This window comes from Methanolobus sp. (assembly GCF_016278365.1).
Taxonomy (GTDB): domain Archaea; phylum Halobacteriota; class Methanosarcinia; order Methanosarcinales; family Methanosarcinaceae; genus Methanolobus.
The window spans coordinates 16,598-30,918 of sequence record NZ_JADQBZ010000007.1 but is presented as its reverse complement, the minus strand read 5'-3'; the positions used below and the strand labels follow the sequence as shown (position 1 = coordinate 30,918).

The following is a 14,321-nucleotide window of genomic DNA, read 5'->3' as shown; positions in this document are numbered from 1 at the left end:
TAAGAATCCGATATGTCATTTTTCATAGCTGGCAAACAAATCTTCAAGTGAATCGTACTTTGTACCTTTTCCGTTTTTAACGTCCTGTATACTTTGCTCTACTTCTTTGATGAACTCAGAATCCAAACATTCTTCAGAAGGATAAGAGGCTTTCCTGACTCCAGCTATCTTTTTACTGCTAAACCTACGAGTAAAAGTATGGAAGCTCCTCATGATAAGATACTTTTGGGTTGTAGGTATATAAGAGCTCTGGAATCAGAAACTAATCTCAAAGAGGATACCTTATTAGCTCCTGAAACCCTCCCGTTCTAATTTGACGGCGTTCCTTACTATTTCACGATTCGTATCCATCCATGGAACATCAAGACACGGATTAACACGGGATTTACACGGATTTTATCTTTTTCCGGTCTTAGTTTCCAGCACTACCATGAATCCGTGTTAATCCTGTAAATCCATGTCTAGGCAGTTGTTTGAAAAATAGATAGTCTTAATGAAAAAATGAATAGGCTTTAAAATCAAAATTCTAATTGGATAACCTCTTCATCCCTCTTCCTTATTGCTTATTCTTTGCTGGGTCAGATGACTGCCAGCCTTCCCGAATCGGTTATACTGAAACCCTCATCATCGGATATGTATCCCATGTCCTTGAGTTCCCGGATGTGGTTATAAGCCATCCCTCGTGAGATACCCACCTTACCGGCAATGACAGTAACTGCTTTCTCACCCTGCCTGATGTGCTCGAGTATTGCCTTTTTCGTGGGCGATATGTTGAAGCTCAGGATGGGAAAGTCTATCATGAAGTTGTCCTCTTCGGTCACGTAAACGACCCGCTTTACCATGTCGCTGCGCGCGTAGGCTCCAAACAGGGCTCCGAATGCCTGGGGCTTCCTTCCTCCTGAGACGTTAATCATCACCTGGTTGCCCCGCCCGTGCTCTTCTTCAACCGCACCGGCCACGTCCTGTGCGACCCTCACGGTGTCGTACAGGGAAGTGATGAGTTTCTTCACTTCGATGAACTTCCCGAATGTAGCTTCCAGCATCTGCTCCGCCTGCACTTTCTTGTCCACGGCCCCATCCTCCGTGAGTATGATCAATCTTGAAGGCGAGAGGCGTGTCACACAGACAAGTACAGGTTCAAGGGTGTAGAGTGTAGTGATGAGTGTTAGATTGGACATCGGAGAATAGTATGTTAATGTTTCTATATAGTTTTAATCAGGGTAAATAGACATATCTATATTCGTATGTGTTACTGTTCAGATAAAGAATAGTAAAGTATATATTAAAGGTGTACAATATTAACATTTGATAGAAATTGAATCTAATTAATTACTGGGTGATTTAGTAAAGTTGATTTATAGTAAATTACTCAGTATATTGTCAATAATTTGTTACAAGTGATAATAATTGGAAAACATATACAAATACTGGGGCAAGGCCGAAGAATTATATTGGCATCTATTGCCATACCACTCTATGGATGTTGCGGCAGTGGCTGATCAATGGTGGGAGAACAGTCCTAGCATACGTCAGAGTTTTTCCCACGAAACAGGCTTGTCTGAAGAACAAGCTTATGCATGGGTAATGTTTTTTATTGCCTTACACGATTTTGGCAAATTTGACATTAGATTCCAGATGAAAAATTTGGATTTGGCAACAGAAAACTACAAAATCAACTTGCCTGCGGGCATAAGAAGTAAAGATTATTTTCACGGTGATGAAGGGTACAAGTGGTTTGTGCTTGAAAGTGAAGACTTGTATTTTAGGGATGTTGATTACAAAAGACAAAGATGGTTGCAAAATTGGTTTGCTTCAGTTGCAGGGCATCACGGATCAATACCTACAAACGCTGAACCCAATCTTCCTCCGTTTGTTGATGAGTCTATAAAAATGCAAGACTGCATTGCTCGTCAAAAGTGGGTACAAGAATTGAGCCGCATCTTTTTGGAACCTGCTGGTATTACTTTTGATGATATTCCTACAAAAAATCCACCAGTATTGCTTGCAGGATTTTGTAGTGTTTGTGATTGGCTGGGTTCTAATAGAGAGTATTTCGAATTTCAACAGAATGAATCATCATTGGAAAAGTATTTTGTTAGCAGGAAAGAGAATGCTTTGAATTCTTTGAATGACTTTGGCCTGTTATCTCACATAAACACCATCGGTGGAATGGAAGCTCTTTATCCTGATTACACTCCACAGAACATACAGACACTAATCGATAGATTGTCAGTAGAACAGTCTTTGATCATAATTGAAGCGAATACCGGTAGTGGAAAAACAGAAGCTGCTTTGGCTTACGCTTCCAAATTATTGGCATCTGGCTTAGCGGATAGTATTGTTTTTGCTTTGCCTACGCAAGCGACTGCAAACGCAATGCTGGATCGGTTGGAAAAAGTTGCTGGTAAAATATTCGGAAGCAGGGACAATATTATACTGGCACATGGGAAGCGGGACTCAAATGACCACTTCAAAAGAATGGTTGAAAAACACAAACGATTCACAAGCATTCAGGGTGATTTTGAAGCCGGATCACAATGTAGTGAATGGTTATCTTCCAGCAGAAAACGTGCTTTTTTAGGGCAAATTGCTGTGACTACTGTTGATCAGGTCATGCTTTCAGCAATAAAACCTTTAAAACATTATTTTGTTCGCAGTTTTGGGATTGGAAAAGGTGTTTTGATCATTGATGAGATTCATGCTTATGATGCTTACATGTACGGTATTTTGGAAGCAGTTATCAAACAGCAGAAACAAGCTGGTGGTAGTGTTATTTTATTGTCTGCAACTCTTCCGGCATACCAAAAACAATCCTTGTGCAATGCTTGGGGTACTGGTGAAGCGAGAGATGAACAGGCATATCCATTGATCATGCAGGCAAAAGATAGTGATGTTCATACATTCACATTGGAGGATCAGAATTGTATTCAGGAAAAAAACGTCGAAATCGATTTGTGGAAGAGTGATGATTGCTCAATAACCAATGAACAACTTGAACAGATAGTTAAAGCGGTGGAGAATGGGGCTAAAGTCGGCGTTGTTTGCAATTTAGTCGATGATGCACAAATATATGCACATCATCTCAGTGAAATGACTTCTGTATCCGTTGATATTTTTCATTCAAGATATCGATACTGTGACAGAATGAACAAAGAAGAAGCAGTTAAGGATAATTACGGAAAAGATAGTTTAAATCAAGGTAGGATATTAGTTGGAACTCAAGTAATAGAGCAATCATTGGATATCGATTTTGATTGGATGATTTCTTTTATATGTCCGGTTGATCTGCTATTTCAGCGTATGGGGAGGTTGCACAGACATTTTAAGCAACGTCCAGAATCTTATAACAAGCCACGATGCACGGTTGTAATGCCAAATATCAATGACGCAGATTTAATGGAAAATCCAAAGAAAATATATGGATTGCACAATCTTATTTATAAAAATACCAGAGTTCTTTGGCGTACTCAATGCCTGTTGGAGCAAAACGGTACAATAAAGTTTCCAGAAGCATACCGTGATTGGATTGAACGTGTTTATGTTAAGGACAAATGGGAGAACGAACCGGAATCACTGACTAAACTACATGAAGAATATGAAACGGAGGAGTGGGCAAGTAAGTGGATCTCAAAGGGGCTGACTCAGGCCGATACTTACTTTATGGACTCTGAAGGTAATGCAAATGCGCTCACCAGAGAAGGGAAAATGAATCTAAGTGTGATCCCGGTGACGGAAGAAAGCGGAGTAAAGCACTTTTTGGATGGCATTCCTGTTCCCAGGCCCAATGATAAGTTTGATCGCGAGCTTTTGAGCCAAAACAGTCTGGGTGTTCCAGATAGCAATTTTTGGAGGTCTGTATTACCCAAAAGCCAGAATGGATTACATTACTTACCTATGATGAAAGCAGGCGAAGGATGGCGTTTTGATTATGATGACGGTTACTTACTTTATACTCAGGACAGAGGTTTGCAGAAGGTTAAAAAATGACGGGTTTTAATTTACTTACCGAGAATTGGATTCCAGTTCAAAAGCAAGGGCAGTTTGAAACTATCAGCCTGAAGCGTTTGCTTTGTAACGATGAGGACTGGCATATCTGCCTATCCCGCGATGATATGGAAATGGCTGCTTTGCAACTGATAGTTTGTATTGTACAAGTTGTGTTCATGCCGGATGATGAAGACGATTTGCGAGAGGCATATAGCAAACCGATGAAAGAGGCGGACTATGAGAAGGGAATATTACCATATATAGAATGGTTTGATTTATTGCATCCTGAATATCCGTTCATGCAGTGTACAAATGTAAAGGCTAGTAAAATAAAGTCCCCACAAGCGTTATTAACGGGACTGCCAGAAAAAACAAGCACATCTGCATCGTCGCATAAATTTTTCAATGACATTGAAGATGTAGACATGTTGGATTTGAACATTGCTACAATTGCTTTGTTCAATCGTGCATTAAATGCTCCTTCTGAAGGTGGAGGATTTAAAAGTAGTTTAAGAGGTGGTGCACCAGCTACTACATTAATTGTAAGTGAGAGTTTACGGCAAACAATATGGTGCAATATACTAACTAGAGAAACCATTCAAACGCATTATCCTAATTTTGAAGCAAAGCAAGAGAAAGATTTGCCAACTTGGATGGATCTCATTGTTCCACAATCAGAATTTTACTCTTATCAAATTGGTTTTAGACGTGGCCTGTTTTGGCAACCGGCTAAAATCAAATTAGCTGTTGAGGGTTCTAAAGTAATTGGTATGTCGTCCGAAAAAATGACCTACCAGTTAAAAGATGAACCCGAACATCGTTGGCTACATCCCCATAGTCCTAAAAAATGGAGTTTAGGTAAGGATGGTCGAAAAGAAACATATCTTTCATTTACCACTACTGCACCCGCTTGGACTCAATTAACTAATATCCTGATTAGAGAAGATATGGATAAAGAAGGACATGAGCCTCCTTTGGTAATAAAACAATATAGAGACCTTTTTAGAGGCAGATCACTTCATTTAATTATCGGGGGCTATCGTAACAATCAAGCTAAGATCGAACAGCGTAGACATGAACTATTGTCTATTTCTCAGGGATGGGATAACAACACTGGACAAGAAAATATCAAGTATCTTGTTTCTCTGAGTCTCAATTACAAAAATGAATTGAGGAACAAACTGTATGGAGTAGCTAAAAATATAGGAGGAGAAAATGGTGTAATAGGTCTTTCTGACAAAGGTCAAGATTTATTTTATCAACAATCTGAATCTTTGATTCATAGTTATATTTCTCAAATGGATTGGCAACAAGCAGATCATAAAATAGGCACATTCAAGAGCTCATTAAATTTTTTGTGCAGAAGCATATTTGACCAGCTGATGTTACCATATGAACACGATCCTAAATTTCTCAGATATATAGTTGTTATCCGTGCAAGACTAAATGGAGCATTAAAAAAAATAGGAGAGAATTGAATGAGTCTGTATAATCAGCAAATATTTAAATCTGGAGTATCACTATGATTCCTTTTACTGAACTTCATCAACGTTTCTGGGAAACGCTGGATAATGGGCAACGTGCCGAAATAAGGCGTGCTTCAAATCCAGAAGACCTGGAATGCTTGCCAGCATTTTACCACCTTATAGGATATCACAATCCAGGAGAAATAAGACCGCTGGCACGTGTAGCTTTCCTTTTGCCATTTGCTGAGAAGCATAGCGAAAATACCAAGCTTTTAGGCAGGCAACTCAGTGATGCGAAAATCAGTGAGAAGCGCATTTTTCAGATTGTCCGTTCAAGTTCACCAAATGATCTGGTCCAATTACGTCGTGCAGTCCAGCAAGCCAAGTTAAGCAGCATCGATTGGGATGTATTTGGGAAAAATCTGTTCTATTGGGGGAAACGATCAAAAAAACAACTTGTTCAAAGTTTCTTTATTTACACGAAAGAGGAGGAGTAAATCATGGATGAAAAGAATTATGTCAACTACCATATTTTGATTTCGCACAGCCCATCCAATCTTAACAGGGATGACATGAACATGCAGAAAACCGCTGTATTCGGTGGAGTAAAAAGAACCCGAATATCCAGTCAGAGTCTGAAGAGGGCCATGAGACATTCAGACTACTATGAAAACCACATTGGAAAACCAAGTGATCGAACCAGGCAATTAGGAAAACTAACAGCAAAGTACGTAAAAGCTTTGCAAGACAAATATGATGAAAACTTGGTAAAAGCTGTCATGTCGCTGATTTCTGGTGAACCGGAGATCAAAGAGAACACTCAGTCTGGTGCAGTCGCAGCATGGACTGTTTCTGAAGTGGAACAATACTGCCAGTTATATCAACAATTACAGAGACAATTTCCGGACGAGAAGGAATTTGAAAAGGAATGGAAAAATGCAACAGATAAAAAGAAACTTCTGGATGATAAGACAAAGGTGAAGCTGTTCCGTGAAGCATTACAAAATGGTCAGGATATTGCCTTATCCGGAAGAATGGCTACTTCAGGAATAATGACTATTGTGGACGCTTCACTGGCAGTCGCACATGCAATAACAACACATACAGTAGATACTGACATAGATTGGTTCACTGCGGTTGATGATCTGAACCAAGAGACTGGGGAAACAGGTTCTGCTCACTTAGACACAACTGAATTCAGTTCAGGGGTATTCTACCGATATGCAAGTCTAAACCTCCGGCAGCTTCAGGAAAACTTAGGCGATGTAGACCGCGAGCAAGCATTAGATATTGCTGCACATGTCCTGCATATGCTGGCAACGGTCGTGCCATCTGCCAAACAGAATGCTTTTGCAGCTTTTAATCTCGCAGACTTCGCACTTGTCAGTTTTAGCGATCAACCAATTTCATTAGCAAATGCTTTTGAAAGTCCTGTTAGAGCAAAAGGAAACGGATTCATGGAGCCTTCAATTAACGCCTTGCTGGATTATCATAAAACGATTTCCAGTGCTTATGGCTTAACTGATGACAAGAAAGGTCTCTTCAGCACAAAAAAATGCAATCTAGAAAATGCAATGAATGTGGGTGCTGACCTCTCAAAGCTGAAAGAATGGTTAATAAACGATGCAAATTGAGCTGGGATATAAACCATGCAAGAATATTTAATAATCAAGTTGCAGGGTGCAATGCAATCCTGGGGTGGGCATACCTTTGAGGATTATCGTCCAAGCCACATATTTCCTACTCGCAGTGCAGTTGTAGGTTTGCTGGGAGCTTGTCTGGGCATAGACAGATCTGACATCCAAAGCAGGGCAGATTTAAACGCCAGTTTTGAGCTCATTGTGAGGGCAGACCGCCGTAAGCTCAAAACAGAACATTTTGGCCGTATCGAGGAAAAGCCATTAAGGATGCAAAAATTGACAGACTATCATACGGTCCTTGATGCCCGTAAAGTCGACGGAAGCCCAAGACCAGATGCAATTATTTCTTATCGTGAATATCTGTACGACGCAGAATTTACATTAGCATTAGGCTTTAGAGATGATGCGGTTTACACCTTGAAAAGGGTAAAGGAAGCTATTCAAAATCCCCATTACACTCCTGTTCTAGGGCGTCGGTCATGTCCTATACATCGGCCTTTATTCGAAAAAATTGTATCAGCTGAGAATATTCAGCAAGCACTTGATCAGATAGAACCGAAACAAGGCACTATATATAGTGAACAAAAACTAGCAGGTTCCTCACCCATGCAAATCCGTGATGTTCCTATCAAAGACCCTGTAAGGCAATTTGCTACCAGAACAATATACATTTTAGGAGATGAACATGTACTACAGTAAGTGTTTGCTCAAATCCAATAAACCGGTAGATCCATATCAATTACATCGGAAAATATGGCAGTTGTTCCCGGATAAAGCTGATGATGAACGTTCTTTCTTATTTCGAGTTGAAAGCATCGGGCAAAAGTGCGAACAACACATATTGTTGCAATCTATCTCTCAGCCACAAGCAGTATCTGAGGAACTGATACTGTTAAAAGGTCCAAAGGAAGTTAATCTTGACATAAAATCCGGGAATAGCTATAGGTTCATGTTGTGTGCGAATCCAACTAAAAAAATAAATGACAAAGATGGAAAGACAGAAAATCAAGGCAAAATAAGAGTGCCCCTTATTCATGATGAGGAAATAGTAGCATGGCTAAAGAGACAATTAGCAGGTAGTGCTGAAGTTGACTCAGTTGAATTGGTTCAAAAGAGCGTGCTTCATTTTTACAAAAATAAATCTGGAGACAAGCATATTGGTAAGATTCAAACTGTAACTTTTTTAGGGATTCTAACTGCCGAAGAACCTGAATTATTGCTCTCTAAAATGACAAAAGGAATTGGTCCAGCTAAATCTTTTGGGTGCGGTCTCTTAACTCTTGCTAAAATCTGATTCACATAGAATGAAGTGGTAATCCATGCTTCCAAAACTAAAACCCATAGCCATAAAAGAACGCTTCTCCCTATTATTCCTCGAGAAAGGTGAACTCGATGTGGTGGACGGAGCCTTTGTGATAATTGACAAGAACGGCGTGCGTTCTCATATTCCTGTTGGAGGGATTGCATGCCTGATGCTGGAACCGGGAACAAGGGTTTCACATGCAGCGGTAGTACTTGCTTCAAGGGTTGGCTGTTTATTGATCTGGGTTGGCGAGGCAGGTGTCAGACTTTATTCAGCAGGACAGCCAGGCGGTGCAAGGGCAGACAGATTACTATATCAGGCAAAACTTGCTCTTGATGATGATCTTAGAAGAAAAGTAGTCCGAAAAATGTATGCGATGAGGTTCAATGAGCTTCTCCCTGACCATTATAGTGTCGAACAGATGCGTGGGATGGAAGCAGTCCGTGTGAAGAAAATGTACCAACTGTTTGCTCATCAGTATGGGATCGAGTGGAAGGGACGCAATTATGATATCGGGGACTGGGATAGTGCTGATGTGCAGAACAAATGCCTTAGTTCAGCAACTTCATGCATATATGGAGTAGCTGAAGCAGCAATCCTTGCTGCTGGATATTCTCCGGCAGTTGGTTTTATTCACACAGGAAAACCCAGATCTTTTGTATATGATATTGCAGATCTGTTCAAATTTGAAACAGTGGTCCCACTCGCCTTTAGGATTGCATCCGAGAAGCATAATAATTACGAAAGGGCTGTAAGACTTGCTTGCAGGGATGCTTTCAGAGAAACTCGATTGCTGAAAAAGATCATCCCATCTATCGAAGAGGTTCTCTCAGCTGGTGGAATAGAAATACCTGATGCACCTGAAGAATCAGTCCCTCCTGCAATACCGAATGAAAGGAGCATTGGTGATGTTGGCCATCGTACTTGAGAATGCACCGGCTAGATTGCGTGGTCGTCTTGCTGTCTGGCTTCTGGAAGTCCGTGCAGGTGTTTATGTGGGAGATTATTCCGTAAAAGTGAGAGAGATGATCCTACAAAACATCGAAGAGGGATTAGAGGAAGGTAATGCAGTCGTAATGTGGTCTTCTCCAAACGAAACGGGGTTCGATTTTGTAACACTAGGTGAAAACCGCCGCATCCCTATAGAAATGGATGGGATAAAGTTAATATCTTTTTTGCCAGATACCAAGTAAAGTAAAAGAGGATTTCTATGCACGTAAATATTTATTTGCAGAATCAATTATCCAAAAATATGTATAATGTAGATGATAGTTACTTATGTGGGAAAGTCAGAATCCTCTTTCCTAATTAATTACATAAAAGATGCACAGAGTTCCCCACATGTGTGGGGATGAACCGGTGATCACCTTGACATGGTTGCTTACGATCCTGAGTTCCCCACATGTGTGGGGATGAACCGGTCTTCCCTGCGAGCCCCTGTAGAAACAGCTAGAGTTCCCCACATGTGTGGGGATGAACCGATAGTTTCTAAGCATAAAAATGTTGTGGAATGGAGTTCCCCACATGTGTGGGGATGAACCGATGTGATCAGAGAAGTGAACAGGTACATCCGGGAGTTCCCCACATGTGTGGGGATGAACCGACATTCACTACATCAATATCTCTGTCTATTCCGAGTTCCCCACATGTGTGGGGATGAACCGCAACTTTTTTTACTACCCATAGAGACTCTGATGAGTTCCCCACATGTGTGGGGATGAACCGTCTGTTTAATTGGTATTGTAAACCGTAGTGAAGAGTTCCCCACATGTGTGGGGATGAACCGGTCGACAAACGTACTCATAGTCCATGTAAGAAGAGTTCCCCACATGTGTGGGGATGAACCGGTTACAGAATACAAGTAGTAACTAAACCAGAAGAGTTCCCCACATGTGTGGGGATGAACCGGTTTATCAGAATAAACACCATCGGTTGCAATTGAGTTCCCCACATGTGTGGGGATGAACCGTCTGTTTAATTGGTATTGTAAACCGTAGTGAAGAGTTCCCCACATGTGTGGGGATGAACCGTTTTAGATATTCCTGTTGATACTGGATACTCTGAGTTCCCCACATGTGTGGGGATGAACCGTCTGTTTAATTGGTATTGTAAACCGTAGTGAAGAGTTCCCCACATGTGTGGGGATGAACCGGGTGTCGCGGTGATTTCCTGCAAATTCATATGGAGTTCCCCACATGTGTGGGGATGAACCGCAGTTAGCAGAATTAAGAAACATCCAGAAGCAGAGTTCCCCACATGTGTGGGGATGAACCGATTCTTTCCACGTTCTCTAAATTGTCTGATCAGAGTTCCCCACATGTGTGGGGATGAACCGTCAAACTTATGCTTTGCATTAGCTGCGACATAGAGTTCCCCACATGTGTGGGGATGAACCGCGCTTGCCGCCATAACGAATACTCATGCTACAGAGTTCCCCACATGTGTGGGGATGAACCGGAGGAAATACGAGAGAGTGACACCACAGCCTAGAGTTCCCCACATGTGTGGGGATGAACCGCCACTTGTTATTTTATTTATTTTATTGATGAGGAGTTCCCCACATGTGTGGGGATGAACCGTTTTCATTGATATAGCGTCTTTGACAGGTTATGAGTTCCCCACATGTGTGGGGATGAACCGCGTAACGTTTATACTATCTAATTCGGTTATGAGAGTTCCCCACATGTGTGGGGATGAACCGAGATTCTACGGTATGGCAATGGGTTGTGCAGGGAGTTCCCCACATGTGTGGGGATGAACCGACTCCATAGGAGAGAAAATGTCAATAAGGGCTGAGTTCCCCACATGTGTGGGGATGAACCGGTACGCATGTGATTCGTAGACTGGAACATACGGAGTTCCCCACATGTGTGGGGATGAACCGACTGTGTCCTGCGCCTCAATGATGTTGCATATGAGTTCCCCACATGTGTGGGGATGAACCGTCACCAGCATGATGACAATACTGCTATCACTGGAGTTCCCCACATGTGTGGGGATGAACCGATGGTGAGCTGATGGCGCGTAGGGCTACGAATGAGTTCCCCACATGTGTGGGGATGAACCGCGGTTTTAAATTGAGCTTCCCCGCCCTTGAAGGAGTTCCCCACATGTGTGGGGATGAACCGTCACCATATGAACTAATTATAGCTAAGGAAAAGAGTTCCCCACATGTGTGGGGATGAACCGCATGAGGCTTTGATGGGGTTAGCGTTTCGGAAGAGTTCCCCACATGTGTGGGGATGAACCGTCGATGTAATAGATGATGTCGTCCCGGAAACAGAGTTCCCCACATGTGTGGGGATGAACCGTTCTATTCTCTCCCTGACTTGATGTTCCAGAGGAGTTCCCCACATGTGTGGGGATGAACCGACACCGAATACCATTTGCAAGTTAGCAGTTTCGAGTTCCCCACATGTGTGGGGATGAACCGCAAACTCAACAACAGCCCGACAGCTTTGCAAAGAGTTCCCCACATGTGTGGGGATGAACCGACGGTACAGAAGACTACAATGCCACAGCAACCGAGTTCCCCACATGTGTGGGGATGAACCGCATTACATCTGGTAGAGGGCATTTTTCATGCAGAGTTCCCCACATGTGTGGGGATGAACCGAAATCTCAATGACATTGGTATATCCAAAGAGGGAGTTCCCCACATGTGTGGGGATGAACCGACTCTTGAAACTGAAACCATGTGCATTGCTGAGAGTTCCCCACATGTGTGGGGATGAACCGATACCAACAGGATCTATCAAAAATGAGTCAAAGAGTTCCCCACATGTGTGGGGATGAACCGTTCTGGACTGCCTACAAGCTGATAGCTATCTCGAGTTCCCCACATGTGTGGGGATGAACCGTACACACATTCACCTGATGCGCATCATCGATGGAGTTCCCCACATGTGTGGGGATGAACCGGCACTATAGGGACTCGTGACAATTTAGGCCTAGAGTTCCCCACATGTGTGGGGATGAACCGGGCTCGTAACAAACCCCACAGCAACTATCAGAGAGTTCCCCACATGTGTGGGGATGAACCGCCAAATTTAGCAGGCTTGCCATCAACAAAAACGAGTTCCCCACATGTGTGGGGATGAACCTGGACCGAACTAAGGCCAGGTATACGCAACAGCGAGTTCCCCACATGTGTGGGGATGAACCGAATAAACTAAAGGAGGCTTTACATGGGTGACAGAGTTCCCCACATGTGTGGGGATGAACCGACCACCTTCACGGGTTCCTCTGGCTTCTACACGAGTTCCCCACATGTGTGGGGATGAACCGTCAAAGGTTGAGAAGGCCATTGATAGAGGGAAGAGTTCCCCACATGTGTGGGGATGAACCGAAAAAGAACCGGAGCACAAATCATCCAGGGATGAGTTCCCCACATGTGTGGGGATGGAACATCCATACTCTACCCAATTCAGTATGGATAGAATATGAAGAACATGGAGCACAGGACGAACAATGCCCATGCTATCGGCTTAACTTCGCTTCTTTTGCCGCTGACCAGTTTAAGGAGAGGAAAGAGGACAAAACCGGCGCAAAGACCAACTCCGAGATTATAGGTAAAGCTCATGAGGATTATCACTGCCATAGCAGGTATCATCTCAGTGAGATCTTCCATATCTATCTTCTTTATAGAGCCCATCATAAGAAGACCAACGACTATCAAAGCAGGAGATGTAGCAGCTGGCGGTATTGCTGAGAAGACAGGATAAAAGAACAAGCCTAACGTGAAAAGGAAGGCGATCACAACTGCAGTAAGTCCGGTCCTTCCACCTTCTTCAATGCCGGTCGCAGATTCGATATAAGCGCCTGTGGTAGTAGTACCGGCAAGTGCACCAAACATTGTGGCAAGTGCATCTGCAAGGAAAGGTTTTTCCATATCATCGAGCCTGCCTTGCTCGTCCATATAACCTGCTTTTAAGGAGACACCCACAAGAGTGCCCATTGTATCCATCAGGTCCATTGTGAACATAGTAAGGATCACTGCGAAGAAACCCCATGTAAGTGCTCCGGCAATATCGAGCTGGAATAGGATTGGAGCAATACTTGGCGGCATGCTCACTATCCTGTCAGGTGTCTGGGAGACACCTGTTACGAAACCCAGGATTGCCGTGATAATGATACCGATCAGTATAGAACCTTTTACTTTCTTTATCATCAATGTGCTTATCACCAGAAAACCAAACAGTGTGAGAGCTACAGGGATAGTATTGAGAGCTCCCACATGCAAAGGAGCACCTTCCACACCAAGTGAAACAACACCTGCATTAACAAGCCCGATAAAGGTTATGAACAGACCAAGCCCGGCCGCAAAACTATATTTGAGATTATCAGGAACAGCATCTATAGTTTTGTTCCGGAGGCCTGAAATTGTCAGTATCGTAAAAAGGACACCACTTATGAATACCGCACCCAGTGCCGTCTGCCATGAATAGCCCAGCACTCCCACAACAGTATACGCGACAAAAGCATTCTCACCCATGTATGGAGCTATTGCAATTGGTTTTTTTGCATATACCCCCATTAGAAGAGTTCCGAAAACTGCAGATAATATCGTCGCCACCATGGATGGACCAAAAGGTATCCCGGCTGCCTCAAGTATTGCAGGATTTACAACAATTATGTATGCCACTGTCATGAAAGTGACAATGCCGGCCATAACTTCGGTCTTTACATCAGTTCCGTGTTTTTTCAGGTGAAAATAATTTTCCAGTATACCTGCCATATCAGATTCCCGTGAGATTTCATTGTTGAGTAATTATTTTAAAAGGGAAATTCATATATAAAGATGATTATTCTAAATGTCTTATTCTTCCTGAGTATAGTAAATACTTAAGAGTTAAAAGTCGGCCAGTTGCAACGGAAAAGAGAGGTTTCAGAAAACCAGGAGCATTATATCAACTGTTTTTTATA

The 14,321-nt window shown here is 42.6% G+C and carries 11 protein-coding genes and 1 CRISPR repeat array; of the genes, 8 read left to right on the top strand and 3 right to left on the bottom strand.

What is annotated here, in order from left to right; translation table 11 throughout:
* Positions 1 to 15: 15 nt before the first annotated feature.
* Both QZZ22_RS07630 and csa3 read right to left on the bottom strand, forming a co-directional pair.
* Positions 16 to 213 (bottom strand): DUF2683 family protein, encoded by a 198-nt coding sequence (locus QZZ22_RS07630; RefSeq protein WP_292463830.1) that lies wholly within the window; start codon positions 211 to 213, stop codon positions 16 to 18.
* A gap of 365 nt (positions 214 to 578) precedes the next feature.
* Entirely contained in the window at positions 579 to 1,178 is a 600-nt protein-coding gene (csa3, locus tag QZZ22_RS07625) for a CRISPR-associated CARF protein Csa3 (protein ID WP_292463828.1), read from the bottom strand.
* Positions 1,179 to 1,407: 229 nt separating this feature from the next.
* Here csa3 and cas3 point away from each other — a divergent pair, with 229 nt between their 5' ends.
* Genes cas3 through cas2e form a run of 8 tightly spaced genes read left to right on the top strand, consistent with a single transcriptional unit; the run spans position 1,408 to position 9,589 of the window.
* Entirely contained in the window at positions 1,408 to 3,987 is a 2,580-nt protein-coding gene (cas3, locus tag QZZ22_RS07620) for a CRISPR-associated helicase/endonuclease Cas3 (RefSeq protein WP_292463826.1), read from the top strand.
* Positions 3,984 to 5,465 carry a type I-E CRISPR-associated protein Cse1/CasA gene (casA, locus tag QZZ22_RS07615; RefSeq protein WP_292463825.1) on the top strand — a complete coding sequence of 494 codons (1,482 nt, stop codon included), beginning with the start codon at positions 3,984 to 3,986 and terminating at the stop codon, positions 5,463 to 5,465. Before cas3 ends, casA begins: the two co-directional genes overlap by 4 nt.
* 44 nt (positions 5,466 to 5,509) lie before the next feature.
* A complete protein-coding gene (gene casB / locus QZZ22_RS07610) occupies positions 5,510 to 5,950 on the top strand; it encodes a type I-E CRISPR-associated protein Cse2/CasB (protein ID WP_292463824.1) in 441 nt (146 codons plus the stop codon).
* 3 nt (positions 5,951 to 5,953) lie between these two features.
* Positions 5,954 to 7,087, top strand: a complete 1,134-nt coding sequence (gene cas7e, locus QZZ22_RS07605) for a type I-E CRISPR-associated protein Cas7/Cse4/CasC (protein ID WP_292463823.1) — start codon at positions 5,954 to 5,956, stop codon at positions 7,085 to 7,087.
* Between the two features lie 15 nt (positions 7,088 to 7,102).
* Complete coding sequence (gene cas5e, locus QZZ22_RS07600; protein WP_292463822.1) at positions 7,103 to 7,792, top strand: type I-E CRISPR-associated protein Cas5/CasD; 690 nt, start codon at positions 7,103 to 7,105, stop codon at positions 7,790 to 7,792.
* Entirely contained in the window at positions 7,779 to 8,387 is a 609-nt protein-coding gene (cas6e, locus tag QZZ22_RS07595) for a type I-E CRISPR-associated protein Cas6/Cse3/CasE (RefSeq protein WP_292463821.1), read from the top strand. Before cas5e ends, cas6e begins: the two co-directional genes overlap by 14 nt.
* Positions 8,388 to 8,412: 25 nt before the next feature.
* On the top strand, positions 8,413 to 9,324 hold the full coding sequence (gene cas1e, locus QZZ22_RS07590; RefSeq protein WP_292463820.1) for a type I-E CRISPR-associated endonuclease Cas1e: 912 nt from the start codon (positions 8,413 to 8,415) through the stop codon (positions 9,322 to 9,324).
* On the top strand, positions 9,305 to 9,589 hold the full coding sequence (gene cas2e / locus QZZ22_RS07585; protein ID WP_292463819.1) for a type I-E CRISPR-associated endoribonuclease Cas2e: 285 nt from the start codon (positions 9,305 to 9,307) through the stop codon (positions 9,587 to 9,589). The genes cas1e and cas2e overlap by 20 nt, the downstream gene beginning before the upstream one ends.
* Before the next feature lie 137 nt (positions 9,590 to 9,726).
* A CRISPR array of direct repeats spans positions 9,727 to 12,805; the repeat unit is 29 nt; unit sequence GAGTTCCCCACATGTGTGGGGATGAACCG.
* Between the two features lie 17 nt (positions 12,806 to 12,822).
* Here the strand turns inward: cas2e and QZZ22_RS07580 are convergent.
* Entirely contained in the window at positions 12,823 to 14,133 is a 1,311-nt protein-coding gene (locus tag QZZ22_RS07580) for an NCS2 family permease (protein ID WP_292463818.1), read from the bottom strand.
* Between the last annotated feature and the right edge of the window lie 188 nt (positions 14,134 to 14,321).